This window comes from Prevotella jejuni (assembly GCF_900187995.1).
Classification (GTDB): Bacteria; Bacteroidota; Bacteroidia; order Bacteroidales; family Bacteroidaceae; genus Prevotella; species Prevotella jejuni.
The window spans coordinates 1-22,351 of the sequence record NZ_FZNZ01000039.1; the positions used below are offsets into that span (position 1 = coordinate 1).

A 22,351-nucleotide genomic window follows, 5' to 3' on the forward strand; every position below is an offset into this window, starting at 1 on the left:
ATAGACGATGACGTTGATAGGGTGTAGGTGTAAAGACGGTGACGTCAAAGCCGAGCACTACTAATTGCCCGAAACTTTCTTCGGGTCTCCCGCCTTCGAAATATGGAGTGCGGGGACCGGTGACTCAGACTTTGAGCTGTGTAATCTTCTTGAAAGGAAGATATGAGTTCTATATGTTTTGCTTGTGGAAATACGTCACCTTATACGGCTGACAAGTAAGTAGACGAGTTGACAAGATAACGAGTAAACAAGTAAACAAGTTATTAGTTCTATGGACAATGTTAACAACAGATTTACTGATAAGAAGACAGAAAGAAGACAAGAATAAAGATAAATAATTAGTCAACTTGTCACCTGTGAACTAGTCAACCGAGAGAAATATTAGGTGGTTATTGCGGCGGGGTCCCACCTCTTCCCATTCCGAACAGAGAAGTTAAGCCCGTTTGCGCCGATGGTACTGCAATGCAATGCGGGAGAGTAGGTGGCCGCCTTCTTTTACGAGAGCCTTGAAGAGAAATCTTCAAGGCTCTTTTTTTGTTGTTGGGTAATGGGTGATGGATGTTAGGTGTTGATGAAGTGTTGGAAGGACAGAAGTTGTAATATTATATTGGGCTAATAAGGCTTATTGGGCGGATAGGGCTAATTAGACTAATAGCGCTTATTACCCTAATAGCTAAATAGGGCTAATTGGTTACATAAGGCAAATATGACTTAAAAGTGGTATGTAGTCACTTGAATTTAGTGGGGTAATTATTTTAATTAATTTGTTATTTGCTGTCACTACTATCATCTATATTTGCTTCTTAATTTATTTGGTAATAGATAATTTTACGAAGTGTTAAAAATGAAAGCAAGTAAAAGTAAAACTAAAATTAGTTGTTAACTGGGTCTTTTATTACATTGCAAATTTATTTTATTTTTGAGCAGTAAAAAGGTGTTTTTATTGATTAAAGCTCTTATGATAATATTTTATGCGTTTAAGCGTTATAGTGTTTAGGTTATTATAATTTGTTTTTTATTTATTGATTTAGGATGGAAGGAAAGAATATATTAGAGAATGAGTTGAATTATGATGCTCATAAGACTTTAGGGGAACAAGAGGGAGAGATTGTTTTGGATGACTCGGACCCTCTTAAAGATGTTAGAGATTCTTTTGATAAGGATAGTAATGCATTTAATCGTAAAGAAGAACTTCGTCGACAAAGAAGGGAGAAAGAAATTAGTGAATTAAAATCGTCGAAGGCTTATAAGTTTATTAGTACAATAACTATTTTAGCAGATAAATATTTTTTAGATGCACTTCTTGGTTTTGTACCATCCGTAGGTGACCTTGTCTCATCTATCTTTGGATTGCCGTTTATATATGTCACCTTATTTAAGGTCAAGTCTATTCCGCTTACATTAGCTGTCATCTATAATTATTTAGTAGACATTTTATTGGGAAGTATCCCTTTCTTTATCGGTGATGCAATAGATTTTTTCAGTAAGGCTCACGTAAAGAACTTAGATTTAATTACACGCTATGTGGAAGGAGATAAGAGAACAATACGTCAGGTGAGGTCGAAAGCATTGCTGACATCTATTCTTATTATTCTTCTCAGTATTGTCATTTATTTCGTCTTTAAGTTATTGATTGGAGTTACTGAATTGACGTGGACAGTGATTATCTCAGTATTAAAATGGTTGATAGGACTTTTCTAAGCATTTTAGAAGTATAGTATTTACGCTTAGATTATAAAAAGTAGACCCTACTAATTGGCATCCATTGTCATTAGTAGGGTCTCCTTATATAATATTAGAGTTTCGTTATTATTTACAGTAGAAGTTTAAATCCTTTGGTATCTTCACCCACTTATTATTTACGACAATCTTCATTGTACTACCCTCAAGTCGCGTAAGTGTATACGTTCCATCTGAATTATATTTCAGTTCAGCCTTAAGGTCTTCGCTGCCATAATCGTTGATAATGGTCAGTATAGCCTTCTTACCTTTAATAGACGCATCAGACACAATCCATTTACGAGTGTCACGTTTAGCACCGAAGTATCCGGGAACCTCTCCGAAAATCTCTTGTCGTGGTACAGTAATGTTATTATGGTAGAAATCAATATCCATCCACACTTGGTATTCATCGTTTACAAGATGTGCTCGAAAGATAGAATCCTTATTCAGAACAGTCTTATTACGTTCTGTAGTGGATATTGTCTTCTTACCTTCATTAGATACATTGTTTTGTGCGGTGATGTTAGCTGAAGATGCTAATAACGCTATTATAATCAGTATAATCTTTTCTTTCATATCTATGACTATTAGTTATTTGCAAAGTTAGAATAAATAAATCAATTAATAGTACGTAATAAATAAAAATATATCGATTAAATTGTTGCTTTCCTTATTTTGTATTACCTTTGTGGGCGATATATATCAAATGTGTTAAAGGATAAGATGTTGTTTCCAGATTATATTTTTGAGACCAGCTGGGAGGTATGTAATAAGGTCGGAGGAATTTATACAGTACTTTCTACTCGTGCAAAGACATTACAAGACAAGATAAAGGATCATATTATCTTTCTTGGTCCTGATTGCTGGCAAGAGACACCGTCCCCTTATTTTAAGGAGGATAAGAAACTATTTGCTGCATGGCAGCAGCAAGCAGCCTCTGAGGGTTTAGCGGTTAAGGTAGGTCGCTGGGATGTTCCTGGTGAGCCAATTGCTATGCTCGTAGATTTCCAATCTTATTTTGCTCATAAGGATGAGATTTATGCCGAATTGTGGGTGTATTATCATGTAGATAGTCTCCATGCTTACGGTGATTATGATGAGTCAGCAATGTTTGCTTACGCTACAGCCCTTGTCGTGGAGAGTTTCTATAGATTCTATCTTAGTGAGAAAGACAAGGTTGTCTTCCATGCAAACGAATGGCAGACAGGCTTTGCCGCACTTGTATTACAGCATCGTTTACCACAGATAGCATCTATCTTTACTACTCATGCAACGGGTATTGGTCGCAGTATAGCGGGCAATAACAAGCCATTGTACGAATATCTCTGGGCATATAATGGTGACCAGATGGCTTCAGAGTTGAATATGGAGAGCAAGCATTCTATCGAGAAGCAGACTGCGCATTATGTTGATTGCTTCACGACTGTGAGTGATATTACTGCAACAGAATGTAAAGAGTTGCTTGATAAACCAGTTGATTTGGTTCTTCCAAATGGTTTTGAGAACGACTTTGTACCAAAGGGTGCAACCTTCACTAAGAAGCGTAAGGCAGCACGTAAGCGTTTGCTTGATGTAGCTAATGCGTTGACAGGTGACGATATACAAGATGATGCGTTAATCGTATCAACCAGCGGACGATATGAGTTCCGCAATAAAGGTATTGATGTCTTCATTGAGTCAATGAACCGCTTGCGTTTTGATGAAAACTTGAAGAAGCAGGTTGTAGCCTTCATTGAGGTTCCAGGATGGGTAGCGGGTCCACGTCAGGACCTTGTAGAACGCCTCAACAGCGGTAAACAGTTTGATACACCATTGGAAAAGCCTGTACTCACGCATTGGCTCCACAATATGGACCATGACAATGTACTGAATATGCTCAGTTCTCTCGGTATAAACAATGCAAAGGGAGATAAGGTGAAGGTCATCCTCTTGCCTTGCTATCTGACAGGTGATGATGGCATTATGAATATGAGCTATTATGACCTCGTATTGGGCAATGACCTCTGTGTCTACCCGTCTTACTATGAGCCATGGGGATATACACCATTAGAGGCAATAGCCTTTAAGGTTCCTTGTATTACAACCGACCTTGCAGGCTTCGGCTTGTGGGCAAATACAGAGAAGGGAAAATATAGCGAGATAGAAGATGGTGTGAAAGTATTACATCGTACAGATTATAATTATTCAGAGGTAGCTGATGGTATTAAGGATACCATAGCCTGTTACTCTTGCTTTACGAAGACGGAAGTGAACAAGTGTCGTTCAAATGCCGAGAAGCTCTCTCGTAAGGCTCTTTGGAGTGAGTTTATCATCTATTATGAGCAGGCTTACGACATAGCATTAAAGAAAGCAGCTGCAAGAAACAAGTGATAACTGCTTAGTAACGAAATAAAGAAATAACAGTCAAAACTATAATAAGTTATGAAAATTAAATCAGATTATTCCAACGAACCTCAGTGGAAAGAGGTAACTGTAAAGTCAACTCTGCCAAAGGAACTGGCATGTCTTGATGAGCTTGCTCACAATATGTGGTGGGCATGGAATTACGAAGCACGCAACATGTTCAAAGCTCTTGATGAGGAACTCTATGAAGAGGTTGGACATAATCCTGTCCAGCTCCTTGAGCGTCTTAGCTATGACCGTAAGGAAGCTATTGTAAAGGACAAAAAGCTGATGAAGCAGGTGAGTGATGTCTATAAGAAGTTCCGTACTTATATGGACGTTAAGCCTAACAAGAAGCGTGCTTCTGTTGCTTACTTCTGTATGGAGTTTGGTCTTAACCAGGCTTTGAAGATTTATTCTGGTGGTCTTGGCATCTTGGCAGGCGACTACATTAAGGAGGCTTCTGATTCTAACGTAGACTTCTGTGCTGTAGGTTTCCTCTATCGCTTTGGCTACTTCACACAGAGTCTTTCTATGGATGGTCAGCAGATTGCTAAGTACGATGCACAGAACTTCAACTCTCTTCCTATTGAGCGAGAGCTTGATGAGAATGGCAATCAGGTTGTTGTTGATGTACCTTACCGCAACTATATGGTACACGCACTTGTATGGCGTGTGAACGTTGGTCGTATTAAGCTTTACTTGCTCGATACAGACAACGATATGAACTCTGAGTTCGACCGTCCTATCACTCACTCTCTCTATGGTGGTGACTGGGAGAATCGTTTGAAGCAAGAGATTCTGCTCGGTATCGGTGGTATTCTTACTTTGAAGAAATTGGGTATCAAGAAGGATATCTATCACTGCAATGAAGGTCATGCAGCACTTTGCAACCTCCAGCGTCTTTGCGACTACATCGAGAGTGGCTTGACATTCAATCAGGCTATGGAGCTTGTACGTGCTTCATCACTCTATACCGTTCACACTCCTGTTCCTGCAGGTCACGACTACTTCGATGAGGAACTCTTCGGTAAGTATATGGGTGATTATCCAGCAAAACTCGGTATCTCTTGGGATGAGTTCATCGGTATGGGTCGTACCAATCCTGATGATCACAGCGAGCGTTTCTGTATGAGTACCTTCGCTTGTAACACTTGTCAGGAGGTCAATGGTGTGTCAAAACTTCACGGTTGGGTAAGTCAGAAGATGTTTGCTCCATTATGGAAGGGTTATTTCCCAGAGGAGAATGCTGTAGGTTATGTAACCAATGGTGTACACCTCCCAACATGGACAGCAACAGAGTGGCGCAAAGTTTACGATAAATACTTTGATGAGAGTTTCATGGGTGACCAGAGCAATGAGTCTATCTGGCACGCAATCTATAATGTTCCAGATGCAGAGATCTGGGAGACACGTATGGCATTGAAGCAGAAGCTTATCAAGTATATCCGTGATAAGTTCACCAAGCAGTGGCTCCGCAACCAGGGTGACCCAGCTAAGGTCGTTTCTATCCTTGAGCGTATCAACCCTAACGCATTGATGATTGGTTTCTGCCGTCGCTTTGCAACGTATAAGCGTGCACACTTGCTTTTCACTGACCTTGAGCGTTTGGAGAAGATTGTAAACAACCCAGAGCGTCCAGTTCTGTTCTTCTTCTCAGGTAAGGCTCACCCAGCTGATGGCGCTGGTCAGGGACTTATCAAGCGTATCTTTGAGATTTCACGTATGCCACAGTTCCTCGGTAAGATTATCTTCCTTGAGGATTACGATATGCAGTTGGCTCGTCGTCTCGTTTCTGGAGTTGATATCTGGATGAACACACCAACTCGTCCACTCGAGGCAAGTGGTACATCTGGTGAGAAGGCTGAAATGAACGGTGTTGTTAACCTCTCAGTACTTGATGGCTGGTGGGTTGAAGGCTACCGCGAGGGAGCTGGCTGGGCATTGCCAGAGAAGCGTACCTATCAGAATCAGGGCTATCAGGACCAGCTTGATGCAGCTACTATCTATGGTCTTCTCGAGAATGAGATTGCTCCTCTCTACTTCAATAAGAATCAAGATGGCTACTCAGAGGATTGGGTTAAGGTTGTAAAGAACTCTATTGCAACTATCGCTCCTCACTATACAATGAAGCGTCAGCTTGATGACTACTACGACAAGTTCTATGAGAGTCAGGCTAAGCGTTCTCATAAACTTATAGCTAACGACTATAAACTTGCTAAGGAGATTGCTCTTTGGAAGGAGTCTGTAGCTGAGCGTTGGGACAGCATCTATGTTGTTTCTAAGAATGAAGATGCATTGCAAGATATTTCTACAGGTCATAAGATTAAGGTTACTTACGTTATCGACGAGCAGGGCTTGAACGATGCAGTAGGTCTTGAGTTGGTATTCTTGAAGAATGCACCTGTTGATGACGTCAACATCCACAAGGTAATTCCATTCAAGCTAGTGAAGACAGAGGGTAATCACTATACCTTCGAGGCTACTTTCGATGCAACAGAAGCAGGTGCTTATAAGTACGCTGTACGTATGTATCCTAAGAATGCTCTCCTGCCACACCGTCAGGACTTCGCTTATGTGAAGTGGATTGGATAAAAACAGTCTGAGAACTATTCAATAAATAAAAGCCATTCCTAAACTCTGTAAAGGGTTGGGAATGGCTTTTTCGTATTTATATGCCATTGAATTATCGCTGGGATTAATCTAATTTATAATGGTAATGTGCCTTTCCCTCGATATGTTTACCATTTGTTTACCGCCTTCTGCTTACGCTTTTTTATATATTTTGCGATAACGTGAACCTATGTTGATGATTTTCTTTTCACGTTCTAACTGTGCTGTAAGTTGATAGGCGTAGGTTGTAGAAAGGTTCAGACGGCGACGGAGGTTGTTAACGGTGATTATCGGACTCTCTTCAAACAACTCTTTTAGTGCAGCGTTAACGGCTGATTTTATAGGAAGTGTGGATGTACCGTCTTTGTAGGTTTTGTTTTCAAAAATCATCTTTCCTAACGCTTCGTGAAAATCCTTATCGGGGCGGAACCTGATTTTGCGCACAGCAACATTACGGAGATGGTGACGATGCGTCTTAGGGTCTTCATGTATGTCGCCTTTAAGGGCAAGCGAGAAGAATCCAATGCCCGGTAGATGAACTGTATTCCCACTTTTTAGCTCCTCTGCTAATTCTGTTTTTAATGCAGCGATTGTCCCGAGAATGTCGGCTGTTGTAAGCGTTGTTGATTGTTGAATATGCTGACAGATTCTCTCTATTCCCGTGACATCTTTCTTGATAGGTACGATTCTTAGTGCTTTACGTTGTGCGAGTTTACCGCTTGTTCTTAATAGTTTGTAATTTACAGTCATAGCTTTACGTTTGTAATAAGGGTTAATAATCATCTTTTCCGTGAGCCGTTAGTGTGTGAAACGAGTCTCTATAATCACATACTTTTGGCTTAGGCAGAATTCTTTTCACGAAAGAAAGAAATTATTTACGTGAAAATAAATATTTCTTTTCATGAAGAAAAATATTTCTTTTCATGAAAATAATTCGTGATTCATGCTGCAAAGATACTGTTTCAATGGTTGCTTGGCAAGTATAAGCTATGTAGTAATCTGTGTATTTGTGCTATTTTGCGTGGGTGTAGATTTGGGATGGGTAGGTAAAAGGGTAAAAGAAAAGCTCTCAGACCAGTGTGGTGTGAGAGCTGTATATGGTTATTTACTTATCTTAGATGCTGTTCTATGATAGTTATAAGTCTTCCCCATGGGAATCATTTTTTTCATTATCATAATATATAACAATGTGATAATCACCATATCGTTCTATAATAGTAAACCAAACTATCCGATTCTGTGCTCCCTCACGCGGTAATTGTAAATAAACAGCTTGATATTGTTTTTGATGTATACTTATTTCGTATGAGATATCTTCGTTATCAGATAGCTCCTGTATTTTTTTTAATGGAAAGTACTTTGGATTATCTTTAAATTGCTGACATAGAAGATTATATCTTATTTTTATCTGTCCTTCATCACGAGTTATTTGATCTATGACAGCAATCCTCCATACTTTGTTTTTGTTAGTTTGTATAAGAATATGCACTTTCTCACCATTAAATACACCTTCAAGACGATCAGTCGTTGTATTATATGTGAACCCTTTTTCCTTGAGTTTTTGAATCATATCGGCTTTGGAGCCATCAACAGGAATACCTAAGAACTTAGTAACATTTTGTTGTGCATATATTGATATAGACAACAAGAATAGTAGTAGCACTGAAGAAATCTTTTTCATACGTTATTATGTTTTGGTTTATAATTATACTTTCGGGGTAAGTAGATATTCTTTTTACAGTTATCTTTGTTCTTTATATTTATGACAAAGTTAATAATTATTTTTTGATATACTCTTATCTATGTGCTAAAAGTTTGATATGTTATTATCGAAAAATGGTTTAATTGGCTTGGTTGATAAGGTTCACCACTACCTTTACCATTATATCCTTTTCCTCTGTTTTGCTCTCGGCAATCATGAGGGTGAGGGCAACGAGGGTGTTGTCAGCAATTCGTTTGGTACCATCAGGACGATAGAGGATGGCATTGTTGTTCATAAACCATAGGAATAGCGTTGCTGCAATGCGTTTATTGCCATCGCTGAACGAGTGGTTCTTAGTGACAAGATAGAGAAGCATAGCCGCTTTCTCCTCTACACTCGGATAAAGTTCTGTGCCATCAAAGGTCTGGTAGATTTGTCCGATAGAGCTTTTGAAGGACTCATCCTTCTCATTACCAAAGAGTATAGAGCCACCAAACTTATGTCGAAGCATATCTATCTCGTGCATGGCATTCTCGTAAGTTGCATGGAAGGGTTCTTCTTTAGTAGTCTTGGCGATATGTAATCGCTGGTAATCATAGTTATCAAGTGTGTCGAGTGCGTAGGTGTAGTCTACCACAACATCAAAGAGCGCATTGCTTTCGTCTGTCGTCTTTGCAGGTTGTTGCTGGATGGCTCTGCCTAATACTTGTATGAGTTGGCGTAGCTCTGCAATCTGATGTTTGCGAATGTTCTCATTGATAGCATAGCCTTTGACAAGATATTGCTTAAGAACAGAGTTTGCCCATTGGCGGAAACGGATACCACGTTTGGTATTTACTCGATATCCCACGGATATTATCATATCAAGATTGTAATAAGCGACTATACGAGAAACTTGCCGTTTGCCCTCTTGTTGAACTGTTCGGAATTTCCGAACAGTTGAGTTAGCATCGAGTTCATCATCTTCTATGATGTGCTTAATATGTTCGCTTATTGTAGCTTTGCTGGATTGAAATAGTTCAACCATCTGTGCCTGTGTAAGCCACACAGTCTCTCCTTCCAACTTTACATCAAGTTGGGTCTTACCATCTTCACTTTGATAGATGATAATTTTGTCGTTTAGGTTTTCAGTCATATTATTTAGGTTTATAGTTGTTAGTCGATAGGCGAGGGATAGCTTAATCCCTCGTCAGTTTACGACTCATATAGCGTACAGGATACCATACGGAGAGCCAGCCAACAAGGATAACAGTAAAGAAGATAGTGACGATGTCTTCGGGGTGAACGCTAATAGGATAGGCGTTGACAACAAAGTTTCCTGCTTGATCACCAAGCTGTACAAGACCGTATGTCTGTTGTAACCAGCAAAGTAATAAGCCAAGTGCAATACCGATGACAGCACCAGCAGCGGAAATCATCCTACCTTCAAAGAGGAAGATACGGCGTATCTGACCATCCGTTGCACCGAGGTTACGCAGGGTGATAACGTCATTCTTCTTGTCGATAATGAGCATAGAAAGTGAGCCAATGATATTAAAGCAGGCCACCATAAGTATGAAAGTAAGGAAGACGTAGGCAAAGAGTTTCTCAATGCGCATGATATTAAACGTATCAGCCTGTTGCTCGTAGCGGTCTAATACCTTGTATTTATCGCCGAGAAGGGTCTGTATTTCGTCCTTTGCCTTATCAATGTCAACACCCGGTTTCATGCGTAACTCAAGTGAAGTAATCTCTCCTTGTCGGTTGAAGATACGACGTGCGAAATCGAGGGAGGTGATGATATATCCCTTATCATACTTCATCTGTTTCACTTGAAAGAGTGCTCCTGGGGATATCAATGAGTCTTTTACAAAGGCATCTGTAGGGTTAGAGGCATCATACTGTCCCTCACGTTGTGGCGCATAGATGTGTAAGTAGTCCTGCCAAGCTACTCCTGTACCGAGGTCTTGAGCCAGTCTAATACCAAGGACACCATATTGCAAGTTAGCAGTATGGAGTCTGAAATCACCATCACCATAAAGAATATTACTGATATGAGTCAGCGAGTCGAAGTTATCTTCTACTCCCTTCACGTTCACCATGGCTTGTTTGTCGTGATAGATAGCCAAGGCCTGATCCTCAACACACTCCGTTGCAACCTCTACAGTAGGAAGATGTTTCACTTTAAGGAGCAAGGGGTCATTAGCAGTCATGGCCTTACCTTTAGCAGCTTCAATCTTCAGTTGTGGGTCGAAGTTGGTGAAGAATGACGCAACAAGGTCGGAGAATCCATTGAATCCACTTAATACAACGACCAATGCCATTGTTGCCACCGACACACCGAGTACTGAGATGAGGCTGATGATATTAATGGCATGTGTGCTCTTCTTTGAGAAGAGGTAACGTCGAGCAATGTAAAAAGGGAAGTTCATGATGGGTGTTGGGTGTTGAATGTTGGGTGATGATGTGTAGAGTGTTGGGTGTGATGGGTGTTTGGTGATGGATGTTAGGTGTTGAATGTTGGGTGTTGATGAATTGATAACTGGGGGTGGTGGATTTCTGAATAGGCTTTGGTACCTATTTACTAATCGTCAACACCTACCTCTTAATACTTATCAACAATTCATTAACACCCAACATTCAACACCCATCACCCACCTTCTACTTCTTTAGTAACTCATCAATACGCTCCAAGTAGTCGAGGGAGTCGTCAATGAAGAAGCGTAGTTCAGGGATGATACGCAGCTGATTATGCACACGCTGGCCTAAGTCATAGCGGATAGTCTTCTCATTAGCATTGATGTTTTTCAGTATCTCGTCTCCCTTTTCAGATGGGAAAATACTGAGGTAGGCGGTACAGATACTGAGGTCTGGGCTCACCTTTACGCGTGTTACACTAACCAGAACACCATGCATCATACGTGTCTGTGTCTGGAAGATACTTGCTAACTCCTTCTGAAGGAGGCGTGATATGCGGTTTTGTCTTGTCTCTTGCATTGTCTTATCTATTTATTGTTTTATCCTGCAAAGGTACTGAAAGTTTGAAAAACCCACAAACTTTTATGCAGGGTGTTAGGTGTTGGGTGATAGTTGTTGGGTGTTGGTTGGTGATGAAATGCGGATGTTTCGGGATGGAAGTAGGGCTTTGGATGTTTGGTGTTGAGGATCCGCACATGTTGTGCGAACGCCCCGCACATGTGGTGCGGATGGTAAGCACCAGTGGTGTTGAGGGCTAACCACATTGCTGTCGGTTATGAAACCAAATGCGACGAATGGGTTATACAATCGTTATATTTATCCCTTTGCGGTGATTACTCCCCTCCCTATGGGGGAGGGGCAGGGGGAGGGGCCTGCTTGTTGTGCTTTTATTTCTTCCTAATCAACGTTAACCCATCACGAAGGGGCAGTATAACCTTCTCTACACGGTCGTCTTTGGCAACGAAGTCATTGAATTGTCGGATACCAACCGTTTGATGGTCGTGGTCGTAGGCTGGGTCAATGACGTGCCAATCCCACAGTGTATTGTCAGCGAGGATATAGCCACCAGGACGGATGATGGGCAACAGCTTCTCATATACCTCCGTATAATTACGCTTGTCACCATCGACGAAAGCCATATCAAACAGAATCCCTAACTTCGGAGCCTCTTCTGCTGCATCACCAATACGAAAGTCTATCTTGTCGGCAACTGGCGACCCTTCAATCCAAGGACGGGTGAAATCCTCCATCTCGTCATTGATTTCAAAGGTATAGAGTTTGCCCCCTTCCTCTAATCCCTCAGCCATACAGATAGCCGAATAGCCACTGAAAGTACCCACTTCGAGGATATTCTTAGGACGAATCATCTGTACAAGCATCTTCAAGAGACGCCCTTGCAGATGTCCACTGGCCATTCGTCCGTGTATAGTATGGATGTTTGTGGCACGATAAAGACGGTAGAGATAATCGCCTTCAGGGTCGATATGCGAGGCAAGATAGGCATCGCAGCCCGCCTCATCAGTGAGAGATGTATAGGTATTGGTTGTTGGCATGGGTGGTGATGGTGATGATGAGTGTTGAAAGATTATAAGAGTGATAATGCTTCTATAGCCAATCTGTAGCTGTTAAGACCAAAGCCTTGGATCGTACCCTTGCAGGCTGGCGCAATCATCGAGTGTCGGCGGAAGTCCTCACGGTCGTTAACATTGCTGATATGTACCTCTATCACAGGTGCTTGTAACGAGCGGATGCAATCTAAAAGAGCAATACTTGTATGCGTATAGGCTCCCGCATTGAGGATGATACCATCGTATGAGAACCCAGTCTCCTGTAGTTTGTTGATGAGTTCGCCCTCAACATTACTTTGGTAATAGTCGATGACATCATTAGGGTAGCTCTCACGCAATTGTGAGAGGAATGTATCCATCGACACACTACCGTATATTCCTGGCTCACGCACACCTAACAGATTAAGGTTAGGGCCATTAATAATGATTACTTTCATTTTCTCTTTCTTCTCAAATATCGTTTTTTAATGTATCTTTGCAGCTAAATTGCGATATGCAAAAATAAGAAATTAAATGGAAACAGGCAAGAATTCAAAAGATATTGTAGGTCGTTACCGCCGTTATCTGAAGTTAGAGAAAGGCTACTCGGCGAATACGTTGGATGCTTATCTGCGTGATGTGGATAAGCTCTTTCGCTATCTTGCCTTAGAGCAGGTCGATGTGTTAGATGTGAAATTAGAAGATTTAGAACATTTCGCAGCCTTTATCTCCGACCTTGGCATTGGTCCTCGTTCATTGGCACGTATCCTTAGTGGGGTGCGACAGTTCTACCGCTTTCTTGTTGTTGATGGTTATTTAGAGGTTGACCCAACTGAGTTATTAGAGTCGCCCAAGCAGCCTGACCACTTACCAGAGGTGCTCTCCACAGCAGAAGTCGACCTTTTAGAGCAGGCAATAGACCTGACGAAGTGGGAGGGACACCGCAATCGTGCCATTATTGAGGTCTTGTTCTCTTGTGGACTACGTGTGTCAGAACTTACAAACCTAAAGTTATCCAATCTATATGTTGACGAACAGTATATAAGAGTGATGGGTAAAGGGTCGAAGGAACGCTTAGTTCCGATCTCACCACGAGCCTTAGACGAGCTAAACTACTGGTTTGCTGACCGTAACGAGATGAAGATTAAGCCTGGAGAGGAGGATTATGTCTTCCTTAATCGGCGTGGTCACCATCTTACACGTACGATGATACTTATCATGATAAAGCGCTATGCACTCGAAGCAGGTATCAAGAAGACTATCTCTCCTCACACTCTTCGCCACTCCTTTGCCACCTCCTTGCTCGAAGGTGGTGCCGACCTACGTGCCATACAGGCTATGTTAGGACACGAAAGTATCGGAACAACAGAGATTTACACGCATATAGACACCTCTACACTACGACAGGAAATTCTCGAACATCACCCCCGTAATATCCAGTATGATGAGCGTCAACAAGCCGACTTACTATCAGAATAATCTTTATTGATGCCCATCAACATGTAAAAAAAGGATAAAATCGAATTGCGTAACGGATTTTTATGTATCTTTGTGCCATTAAACTAATATTAAATTACAAACAACGTTTAAGATGAAAGTCAAACATTTATTCTTAATCGTCTTACTTTTTGTCACTGGTTTGGCCTCTGCTCAGCAGATGGGGCCTATCCCTGTGAATAAGAATGTAAGACAAGGTAAGCTCAGCAATGGCTTAACTTACTACATCCTTCACAATGAATGGCCAGAGCATGTAGCCAACTTTTACATTGCGCAGCGTGTGGGTTCTATTCAAGAAAACGACAAACAGCGTGGTTTGGCACACTTCCTTGAGCACATGGCATTCAATGGCTCAGAGCATTTCCCTGACTCTACGCTCCTCGAATTCACCCGTTCACTCGGTGTGGAGTTCGGTAGTAACTTGAATGCTTACACCAGTATCGACCAGACGGTCTATCGTATTTGTGACGTGCCTACAGCTCGTCAGACTGCGCTCGACTCTTGTCTGCTGATTCTTAAGGACTGGTCAAATGGCTTGACATTGGCTGATAAGGAGATAGATAAGGAGCGTGGCGTTATTCATCAGGAGTGGCAGTTGCGCCGTTCACCAGTGATGCGTATCTACGATGACGTGTTACCGAAGTTTTATCCTAATTCTAAGTATGGTCATCGTATGCCAATTGGCTTGATGAGCATTGTCGATAAGTTCCCTTATCAGGATCTTCGCGACTATTATAAGAAATGGTATCGTCCAGACAACCAGTGTATCATCGTTGTTGGTGATGTCGATGTAGACCATACCGAGAACGAGATTAAGAAGCTTTGGGCTAACTCTACCGTTCCTGCTAATGCAGCACAGGTTGTAGAAGAAGCTGTGCCTGACACGAAGGATGCTATTTACGTGTTTGGTAAGGACAAGGAGTTGCCTTACAGCCAGGTAGGTTTCAGCATGAAGCATGACGCCTTCCCTGACGCACAGAAGGGCGATATGTACTACTATGTTGACTCTTATGCAAAGAACATCATCACTATGATGCTCAATCAGCGACTCGCTGAATTGGCACAGAAAGCCGACTGTCCTTTCACTGGTGCTTATTCTGAGGATGGCGACTACATGCTTTCAAAACCAAAGGCTGCCTTCAGTATGGCTGCAGATGCTAAGGAAGGAAAGGACCTCCAAGCCCTTGCTGCTATCTATCGTGAGGCACAGCGCGTTCGTCTTTATGGTTTTACTGCAGGCGAATACGACCGTATGAAGGCTGAATACCTCTCTCAGTTAGAGTCTGCTTACGTTAATCGTAACAAGGTGAAGAACGCTCAGTATGGTGATGAACTTCGTGATCACTATCTTTCTAACGAACCTATCCCAAGCAAGGAGGACGATTATCAGATCATGAAGCAGCTTATTGAGATGCCTGCATTGAATGTTGATGTTATCAATAAGTATGCGCAGGAACTCATCACTGACAAGGACAGCAACTTCGTTGCATATATCTTTGCACAGGATAAAGCGGGTGCTACTTACCCAACTGAGGCTCAGATGGCACAAACCATTAATGCTGTACGTGCCGAGAAGATTGAACCTTACGTTGACAACGTAAAGCAGGAGCCACTACTCGATGAGAAGAAGCTACCTAAGGCTGGTAAGATTGTTAGCGAGAAGGAGAACAAAGTGCTTGGTTTTAAGGAACTGACATTGAGCAATGGAGCACGTGTCATTCTGAAGAAGACCAACTTCAAGGATAATGAAATTCAGTTCCAAGCTTTAGCGAAGGGCGGTAAGGGTCTCTATGGCAAGGCTGATTTCAGTAACTTACAGCTCTTTGAGACTGTCATCGGTTATAGTGGCTTGGGTAATTTCTCACGTCAGGAACTGCAGAAAGCACTCTCTGGTAAGCAGGCTTCTATGAGCTGTGGCTTGTCAAGCTACTATCAGTCAGTAGGTGGTTCATGTGTTCCTAAGGACATAGAGACGATGATGCAGTTGCTTTACCTTAACTTTACGAATGTTGCAAAGGATGAGGCTTCTTACAAGGCAATGATGGCACAGTTGGAATTAGGGCTGAAGAATAAGGACCTTTCACCTGAGAGTGTGTTCAGTGATTCGCTTAGTTTGACCATTTTTGGCCATGAACCACGCTTTGCCCCAATGACGTTGAACACCTTGAAGAACGTTAACTACGACCGTATCTTACAGATTTGGAAGGAGCGCTTTGCCAACCCTGGTCAGTTTGTTTACTACTTTGTAGGTAACTTCGATGAGTCTTCTCTGCGCCCATTGATAGAGAAGTACATCGCTTCTCTGCCTAAGGGCAAGGCTGAAACATGGAAGGAAGTACCAAGCTACGTGAATGGTAACGTGGTTAATAAGTTCACTCGTAAGTCTGAAACACCAAAGGCTATTGCCTTCGAGTTCTGGCATGCGCCAATGGCTTACACTCTTGAGAACGAAATTCTTACCAGTGCTGCAGCCCAAGTACTCTCAATGGTCTACTTGAAGAGCATTCGTGAGGATGCCAGTGCGGCCTACTCTGTAAGCGCAGGTGGCTCTTTGCGTCGCCTTGGCAATAAGTCTACTGCCGTCATTCAAGCATATTGTCCTATGGATCCAGCTAAGTCCGACCTCGCTCTGAAGCTTCTTGCTGAGGGAATAAAGGATAATACAGTGAAGATGGATGCCGATAAGGTGCAGAAGGTAAAGGATTTCATGTTGAAGGATGCTGAGCTTGCTGCTAAGAATAATGGGCATTGGATGGATATCCTCGATGAGTATGTTTGGACAGGTGTAGACTTCCAGACAAACTATAAGAAGACAGTTGAGGCTATTACTCCAGCTAAGCTTGCAGCTTATCTGAAGCAGATCTTGGCTGCTGGCAACCATGCTGAGGTTGTCATGACACCTGCGAAATAATACGAGTTGGACGTGTGGAGAAGGACATTTCTTTGTCTTTTTCCATGCAGCCAATAGCCGATTACGAATTATTTACACGACAATAAGTATTTCTTTTCATGAAGAAAAATATTTTTTTTCATGAAAGGAAATATTTTTTTTCATGAAAAAAAATCAATGAGGGGGACTTTTCTTCTATCGATTGGGGGAGTGGTGGATAGGAGGTGAGGGCTTTCTTAGGTGTTAAAGGGCTATGGCTTATTGGCCTAATAGGCCCCAATAAGGCTAATAAGGTAGTGCTTAATGGTCTTGGGGCTATATGGCTTATTGGCCTAATAGGCCCCAATAAGGCTAATAAGATAGTGCTTAATGGTCTTGGGGCTATATGGCTTATTGGCCTAATAGGCCCCAATAAAGCTAACAAGATAGTGCCCAATAGTCTTGGGGAGACTAAATAGCTTATTTGACTAATAGGCCCAAATAAGGCTAATCCTGTCACACTAAATAGAAAAAGAGAATACAGACTATTCGTGAAGACTATTTTTAATTTCGCTTAAAGCACTGTTTCGTTTGGTAGTATCATGCTTTTTATCTATATTTGTGCATTGTAACAAATACAAAAAGGATAATAATCGACAAATAGATGAAAGCTATCGAAATACTTTTCCCTGTCTTCTTTATGATGTTTCTCGGCTGGTTAAGCCACAGAAGAGGGTGGGTGACGGCTGAACAGAACGAAGGAGCGAAGTCGTTGGTGTTTAATATTCTATTCCCGTTGTTGGTCTTTCACGTTCTTGTGAAGGCCGAACTATCTACAAATTTCATATATGAAATACTCTTCTTAGATGTCGCTTGGATTCTTGTCTATCTGATAGGAAAGAGCATAGCCAACCCTATTAGTGGACGTTATGCCCGTTTGGCACCGTTCTTACTAATGACCTGTGAGGGTGGAAGCGTTGCCCTACCACTTTATATAGCACTTGTAGGAGCAAAACATGCAGTGAACATTATCACCTTTGATGTGGCTGGAATCCTCATCAACTTTGGACTTGTTCCGGCGCTCATCATGCGTCAAACGTCAAGAGACGTGTCTTTTCTACCATTGGCAAAGCGGATTATTAGTGCTCCCTTCATCATAGCTGTTGTCGTTGGTATCGTAGTTAATCTGTTGGGCTTATACCAATGGCTGGCGGAGAATGGCTTAAACAATATATATGATGGTACGATGGATATGGCGATGTCACCTATTGCAAGCATAATCCTCTTCACCCTCGGCTACGGTTTCCACTTACGAACGGGGCAGCTTAAACCGCTATTGACATTGACACTGGTGCGCCTAATGTTGTGTGGCACTATTGTGGTAGGCTTTTTACTCTTGTTCCCTGGATTGATGAAGGTGAAGATATTTTTCGTTGGCGTACTCCTTTACTTTGCTTGTCCAACAGGTTTCCCAGTCCCGCTACAGATAGAAAGTCTTTGTAACGATGAGGATGACAAAAGTTTTATGTCGGCTTTTATCTCAATCTTCATCCTTGTGGCGATGATAGTATATACGTTGATAACATTATTCTTGGTATAGGGAATTTAAGGAGTTAAGGCGATATTGGTAAGGGGTTAAGGGATGAAAAGAAGCAAAAGAAGTAAAGACAATAGTTTTATAGGGACAAGAAGGGAGTGGAAGAAGTGAATATATGAATGGGACATGAGGTCACTGAACTTTCGTCTCAACCGCCTTCACTATTTCACACCTTCGCTCTTAAACAGAAAGAATATGAATGATAATGTAAAGAGTCCATGGCCAGGACCGGCGGGAATGATACCCGTAACAAGTGGCAGAGCTGATGATGCTAATGTGTTTAACCGCAACTACTTGGATTCTATCCATGTTGAGATGCGTGTTATTGATGCCATCGAACCATCATTGAAGACGGTCATCTTCGGTGAAGAGTTTGACTCACCGATTATGATGCCAGCCTTCTCACATTTGAATAAGGTGTTGAAAGATGGTAAGAAACCGATGTTAGAGTATGCTCGTGCAGCCAAGAAGCTAAAGACAGTGAACTGGGTTGGTATGGAGCCCAACGATGAGTATGCGGAAATTGCAGCTGAAGGGGCACGGACAGTGAGAATTATTAAACCGTTCGCTGACCATAGTATTATTTTAGATGAGATTCGCTTTGCTATCGAACAAGGTGCGATAGCTGTTGGCGTAGACATCGACCATGTCCCAGGAACAGACGGACGATATGACGTAGTAGACGGTATTCCACTCGGGCCGGTCATGCTTTCCGATTTAAAAGAGTATGTGAAGGCCGCTGGTAACGTACCCTTCGTAGCCAAAGGGGTGTTGTCTGTGCAAGACGCCATGAAGTGTAAGGAGGCAGGTTGTGCTGGAATTGTTATCTCTCATCACCATGGTAGAATACCTTTCGGCATTGCGCCACTAATGGTTCTGCCTAAGATAAAGGCAAACTTAGCGGGAAGTGGAATCGCTATCTTCGTCGACTGCGGTATTGATACGGGTTATGATGCTTACAAAGCATTAGCGTTAGGGGCTGACGCCGTAGCTGTCGGCAGAGGTATCCTCAAACCTTTACTGCAACAAGGAGCTGAGGGAGTAGAGGAGAAGGTAAAGAAAATGAACGAAGAACTTTCTGAGCTGATGATGTACACCTGCGTGAAAGACGTCCGTTCATTCGATGCGTCTGTACTTTATGTCTAAGAAAATAGCATCTATAGGTACTGCTTAGTATTCCTATAGATGCTATTTTAATATTAATGTGTAGTCTGGTAATAACGGTTACTACCAAGAGAATTTGTCACTGTCTGGTTGGTTGATGGGTCGGAAATCGTTATACCAGAATACGACTGGATAGGTATTATATTGAAGCCAGCCGTCCGAAGTGATGTATAATAGGCATCTGTATGTCTTTTTTCAGGTACAAGACGATCGAGTTGACGGTTGAATTTTGCCAATAGCAGAGGGTCGTTCTGTGCGAGCTGACGCACGTAATCGCCCATATCATAGAATATTGAAGGGGTGTAACCATCCATACTTTGAATGTTACTCTCCGTGATTGTTGAGAGAGAACTTGATGCGTTTATCTCCTTCATGATGTCAACCATGGCCTCCACCTGCGAACAGTCAATTACACTAATAGTTCCATAAGGATAAGGAGTACCCTCATACTTGTAGTTACTATAGAAATTGATGAAGTTGGTACAGATACTGTGATAGTCTGGGTTGACCTTTGATAGTTCGCTCCACAAGAGCTTGTACGGCATACCATACGCCATTATCTCTGTTGGACTACCAATGATATGGTTCGTAGCATTGCGTAGCTCGTAGGCTACTTCTATACCCGTCATATTACAGTCATCGAAGAGGATGTACTGAAACTTACCAATCCCTGAGTCCTCTATACCCTTGTCAAAGTCTGAGATGTTCGTCTGATAGGCATTACCTCCTAACCAACGGGTTGGTGGACCAGCCTTACCAGCATTTTGGCTAAGTCCGAAAGGTGAGGCTGCAGAACGATTGATACGTGTGCTTGGCTTGGCAGGTATCCATCCCATACCGTGACATCCCACAATCATAGAGTAATGGTTAGCAGGCGCTTCTTGCTTAACTCGTTTCAACAGGGTTGTTATCCACTCTGCTGTATTGAGCTTTAAGCCAGGCTGGGTATTGTCATAAATGGCCACAGTATCGTCTATACAACTTCCATTCTTGTACTGAACATTAATCAGTGCACCCTTATCTACCTTCGTGGAGATAAATATCATGAGCTTCTTGTTACCAAGTCCACCTTGGTTGACAATCGCAGTCTTTATGTCTTGTATATTGGTGAGGAAGAAGTTATAAAGGCCAGGGTCTTGCTTAGTGGGACCTGACCATGGCATATAAACAAAGATAGTATTTGTTTCTATGACAGGTGGTTGAGGTGCTGGCTCTGGGTCTTCATCACTACAAGAGGCAAAGAGGATGAAGGCTGCCAGCTGTAAGAAAAGGACGAGTTTCTTCATAATCAAACTTTTTAAGCCCATGTCTTGCTTGTTTGTAGTCCATGGGAAAGTGGTTAATTAAAAAGCCTTGCGACGCCACAAGGGACGTAGTAAGGCTTTTCATAGCTGTAATGATAGTTCGTAGATACTTATTTTACGATAATCAGAGAGTAGTTCTTCTTACCCTTCTGGATGAGAAGATACTTGCCATCGATGAGGTCTTCAGAGGTTACTGGCTGGTCGAAGGCTGCAAGCTTCTCCTTGTTAAGGGATACACCACCGCCCTTTACGAGTTTACGCATCTCACTCTTGCTTGGGAAGATCTGCATACCTTCCTGATTGAAGACCTCGACTGCGGGTTGACCAAGTACATCCTTTGATACCTCATAATGGGGTACATCCTTAAAGACATCGGTGAAGGTCTGCTCGTCTAACTGCAGTAAGTTCTCCTTAGTGCTCTTACCAAAGAGGATGTTAGAGGCTGCAATGGCCATATCAAGGTCTTCCTGTGAGTGTACCATACGAGTGACCTCTTCTGCAAGACGGTACTGAAGTGTACGACGACCAGGGTCTTGACGATGCTCTTCGATGAGGTTGTCGATGACATCCTGCTCCAAAGATGTGAAGATCTTAATATACTTCTCGGCATCATCATCACTGACATTCAACCAGAACTGATAGAAGGCATACGGTGTTGTTCGGTTGCGATCGAGCCAGATATTACCGCTTTCTGTCTTGCCAAACTTCTTTCCATCGGCCTTTGTAATCAGTGGACAAGTAAGGCAAAATGCCTCTGTCTCGTTACCTAAGGTACGACGGATAAGCTCTGTACCAGTGGTCATGTTGCCCCATTGGTCATTACCGCCTAACTGCAACTTAACGCCGAATTTCTCATAAAGATAGAGGAAATCGTAACCCTGTAAGAGCTGATAAGTGAACTCAGTAAAGCTGAGTCCGTCGCGAGCCTCACCACTCAAGCGCTTCTTCACACTATCCTTAGCCATCATGTAGTTGACGGTAATGTGCTTGCCAACCAATCGAGCGAAATCAAGGAAGGTGAAGTTCTTCATCCAATCATAGTTGTTAACCATCTCAGCCTTGTTTGGCTCGTTGCCATCAAAGTCCAAGAACTTACTTACTTGCCTCTTGATAGCCTCTTGGTTATGGTAAAGTGTTTCCGCATCAAGTAGGTTGCGCTCCTGACTCTTGCCTGATGGGTCGCCAATCATACCTGTGGCTCCACCAACGAGGAGGTAAGGCTTATGGCCACAACGCTGCAAATGACGCAACATCATGATGCCACAAAGGTGACCGATGTGCAATGAGTCAGCTGTAGGGTCAGTACCTAAGTAAGCTGAAACCATCTCTTTTTGAAGCATTTCCTCGGTTCCTGGCATCATTTGAGCCAGCATACCACGCCAACGGAGTTCTTCTACAAAGTTCTTCATCTATGTCTTTATACTTTAAGGAGTCGAGGGGGTGAAGGTGTCAGAGGTGTTCTGGCCATTCTTCATAAACCTCTACTCTGTATTAATA

17 protein-coding genes and 1 rRNA gene are annotated in these 22,351 nt (G+C 42.3%); 8 read left to right on the forward strand and 10 right to left on the reverse strand.

What is annotated here, in order from left to right; genetic code table 11:
• Positions 1-381: 381 nt before the first annotated feature.
• Positions 382-494: ribosomal RNA gene (gene rrf, locus CHB62_RS12290) — 5S ribosomal RNA — on the forward strand.
• A gap of 538 nt (positions 495-1,032) precedes the next feature.
• Positions 1,033-1,701, forward strand: a complete 669-nt coding sequence (locus CHB62_RS12295) for a DUF4112 domain-containing protein (protein ID WP_089367069.1) — start codon at positions 1,033-1,035, stop codon at positions 1,699-1,701.
• A 108-nt stretch (positions 1,702-1,809) separates the two neighbouring features.
• Here the strand turns inward: CHB62_RS12295 and CHB62_RS12300 are convergent, their stop codons facing one another.
• Positions 1,810-2,298 (reverse strand): hypothetical protein, encoded by a 489-nt coding sequence (locus CHB62_RS12300; protein WP_089367070.1) that lies wholly within the window; start codon positions 2,296-2,298, stop codon positions 1,810-1,812.
• A 147-nt stretch (positions 2,299-2,445) separates the two neighbouring features.
• Here CHB62_RS12300 and CHB62_RS12305 point away from each other — a divergent pair, with 147 nt between their 5' ends.
• Together CHB62_RS12305 and glgP are read left to right on the forward strand one after the other, a co-directional pair.
• On the forward strand, positions 2,446-4,092 hold the full coding sequence (locus tag CHB62_RS12305) for a glycogen/starch synthase (RefSeq protein WP_089367071.1): 1,647 nt from the start codon (positions 2,446-2,448) through the stop codon (positions 4,090-4,092).
• Positions 4,093-4,143: 51 nt separating this feature from the next.
• Positions 4,144-6,699: an alpha-glucan family phosphorylase gene (gene glgP / locus CHB62_RS12310; protein ID WP_089367072.1), complete on the forward strand. Its 2,556-nt coding sequence runs from the start codon at positions 4,144-4,146 to the stop codon at positions 6,697-6,699.
• Between the two features lie 171 nt (positions 6,700-6,870).
• On the opposite strand, the gene CHB62_RS12315 is transcribed toward glgP, so the two are convergent.
• The 7 genes from CHB62_RS12315 to aroQ all read right to left on the reverse strand — a co-directional run bounded on the left by CHB62_RS12315 (position 6,871) and on the right by aroQ (position 12,881).
• On the reverse strand, positions 6,871-7,467 hold the full coding sequence (locus tag CHB62_RS12315; protein ID WP_089367073.1) for an HU family DNA-binding protein: 597 nt from the start codon (positions 7,465-7,467) through the stop codon (positions 6,871-6,873).
• A gap of 385 nt (positions 7,468-7,852) precedes the next feature.
• On the reverse strand, positions 7,853-8,398 hold the full coding sequence (locus tag CHB62_RS12320) for a hypothetical protein (RefSeq protein ID WP_089367074.1): 546 nt from the start codon (positions 8,396-8,398) through the stop codon (positions 7,853-7,855).
• A 160-nt stretch (positions 8,399-8,558) separates the two neighbouring features.
• Positions 8,559-9,554: a virulence RhuM family protein/type II toxin-antitoxin system death-on-curing family toxin gene (locus CHB62_RS12325; RefSeq protein ID WP_089367075.1), complete on the reverse strand. Its 996-nt coding sequence runs from the start codon at positions 9,552-9,554 to the stop codon at positions 8,559-8,561.
• A gap of 43 nt (positions 9,555-9,597) precedes the next feature.
• Positions 9,598-10,830 (reverse strand): FtsX-like permease family protein, encoded by a 1,233-nt coding sequence (locus tag CHB62_RS12330; RefSeq protein ID WP_089367076.1) that lies wholly within the window; start codon positions 10,828-10,830, stop codon positions 9,598-9,600.
• 229 nt (positions 10,831-11,059) lie between these two features.
• Positions 11,060-11,395 (reverse strand): 30S ribosome-binding factor RbfA, encoded by a 336-nt coding sequence (rbfA, locus tag CHB62_RS12335; protein ID WP_004361056.1) that lies wholly within the window; start codon positions 11,393-11,395, stop codon positions 11,060-11,062.
• A 368-nt stretch (positions 11,396-11,763) separates the two neighbouring features.
• On the reverse strand, positions 11,764-12,429 hold the full coding sequence (locus CHB62_RS12340) for an O-methyltransferase (RefSeq protein ID WP_089367077.1): 666 nt from the start codon (positions 12,427-12,429) through the stop codon (positions 11,764-11,766).
• Positions 12,430-12,461: 32 nt separating this feature from the next.
• Complete coding sequence (gene aroQ, locus CHB62_RS12345; RefSeq protein WP_089367078.1) at positions 12,462-12,881, reverse strand: type II 3-dehydroquinate dehydratase; 420 nt, start codon at positions 12,879-12,881, stop codon at positions 12,462-12,464.
• A gap of 76 nt (positions 12,882-12,957) precedes the next feature.
• On the opposite strand from aroQ, the gene xerA reads away from it, so the two are divergent.
• From xerA to CHB62_RS12370, 4 genes are all read left to right on the forward strand, one after another.
• On the forward strand, positions 12,958-13,902 hold the full coding sequence (xerA, locus tag CHB62_RS12350; protein ID WP_089367079.1) for a site-specific tyrosine recombinase/integron integrase: 945 nt from the start codon (positions 12,958-12,960) through the stop codon (positions 13,900-13,902).
• A gap of 112 nt (positions 13,903-14,014) precedes the next feature.
• Positions 14,015-16,831 (forward strand): M16 family metallopeptidase, encoded by a 2,817-nt coding sequence (locus tag CHB62_RS12355; protein ID WP_089367080.1) that lies wholly within the window; start codon positions 14,015-14,017, stop codon positions 16,829-16,831.
• A gap of 622 nt (positions 16,832-17,453) precedes the next feature.
• A complete protein-coding gene (locus CHB62_RS12365; RefSeq protein WP_089367082.1) occupies positions 17,454-18,389 on the forward strand; it encodes an AEC family transporter in 936 nt (311 codons plus the stop codon).
• Between the two features lie 192 nt (positions 18,390-18,581).
• Positions 18,582-19,532, forward strand: a complete 951-nt coding sequence (locus CHB62_RS12370) for an alpha-hydroxy-acid oxidizing protein (RefSeq protein WP_089367083.1) — start codon at positions 18,582-18,584, stop codon at positions 19,530-19,532.
• 53 nt (positions 19,533-19,585) lie between these two features.
• Here the strand turns inward: CHB62_RS12370 and CHB62_RS12375 are convergent, their stop codons facing one another.
• Positions 19,586-20,836: a clostripain-related cysteine peptidase gene (locus CHB62_RS12375; RefSeq protein ID WP_089367089.1), complete on the reverse strand. Its 1,251-nt coding sequence runs from the start codon at positions 20,834-20,836 to the stop codon at positions 19,586-19,588.
• Between the two features lie 128 nt (positions 20,837-20,964).
• A complete protein-coding gene (tyrS, locus tag CHB62_RS12380; protein WP_089367084.1) occupies positions 20,965-22,263 on the reverse strand; it encodes a tyrosine--tRNA ligase in 1,299 nt (432 codons plus the stop codon).
• Positions 22,264-22,351: the final 88 nt, after the last annotated feature.

Bases quoted from the DNA above. Each gene is read 5' to 3' on its own strand.
- CHB62_RS12370 (WP_089367083.1), top strand. From the start codon at position 18,582: ATGAATGATAATGTAAAGAGTCCATGGCCAGGACCGGCGGGAATGATA.
- CHB62_RS12340 (WP_089367077.1), bottom strand. From the start codon at position 12,429: ATGCCAACAACCAATACCTATACATCTCTCACTGATGAGGCGGGCTGC.
- tyrS (WP_089367084.1), bottom strand. From the start codon at position 22,263: ATGAAGAACTTTGTAGAAGAACTCCGTTGGCGTGGTATGCTGGCTCAA.
- CHB62_RS12375 (WP_089367089.1), bottom strand. From the start codon at position 20,836: ATGAAGAAACTCGTCCTTTTCTTACAGCTGGCAGCCTTCATCCTCTTT.
- CHB62_RS12320 (WP_089367074.1), bottom strand. From the start codon at position 8,398: ATGAAAAAGATTTCTTCAGTGCTACTACTATTCTTGTTGTCTATATCA.
- CHB62_RS12295 (WP_089367069.1), top strand. From the start codon at position 1,033: ATGGAAGGAAAGAATATATTAGAGAATGAGTTGAATTATGATGCTCAT.
- xerA (WP_089367079.1), top strand. From the start codon at position 12,958: ATGGAAACAGGCAAGAATTCAAAAGATATTGTAGGTCGTTACCGCCGT.
- CHB62_RS12325 (WP_089367075.1), bottom strand. From the start codon at position 9,554: ATGACTGAAAACCTAAACGACAAAATTATCATCTATCAAAGTGAAGAT.
- glgP (WP_089367072.1), top strand. From the start codon at position 4,144: ATGAAAATTAAATCAGATTATTCCAACGAACCTCAGTGGAAAGAGGTA.
- CHB62_RS12300 (WP_089367070.1), bottom strand. From the start codon at position 2,298: ATGAAAGAAAAGATTATACTGATTATAATAGCGTTATTAGCATCTTCA.
- CHB62_RS12355 (WP_089367080.1), top strand. From the start codon at position 14,015: ATGAAAGTCAAACATTTATTCTTAATCGTCTTACTTTTTGTCACTGGT.
- rbfA (WP_004361056.1), bottom strand. From the start codon at position 11,395: ATGCAAGAGACAAGACAAAACCGCATATCACGCCTCCTTCAGAAGGAG.
- CHB62_RS12330 (WP_089367076.1), bottom strand. From the start codon at position 10,830: ATGAACTTCCCTTTTTACATTGCTCGACGTTACCTCTTCTCAAAGAAG.
- aroQ (WP_089367078.1), bottom strand. From the start codon at position 12,881: ATGAAAGTAATCATTATTAATGGCCCTAACCTTAATCTGTTAGGTGTG.
- CHB62_RS12315 (WP_089367073.1), bottom strand. From the start codon at position 7,467: ATGACTGTAAATTACAAACTATTAAGAACAAGCGGTAAACTCGCACAA.
- CHB62_RS12305 (WP_089367071.1), top strand. From the start codon at position 2,446: ATGTTGTTTCCAGATTATATTTTTGAGACCAGCTGGGAGGTATGTAAT.
- CHB62_RS12365 (WP_089367082.1), top strand. From the start codon at position 17,454: ATGAAAGCTATCGAAATACTTTTCCCTGTCTTCTTTATGATGTTTCTC.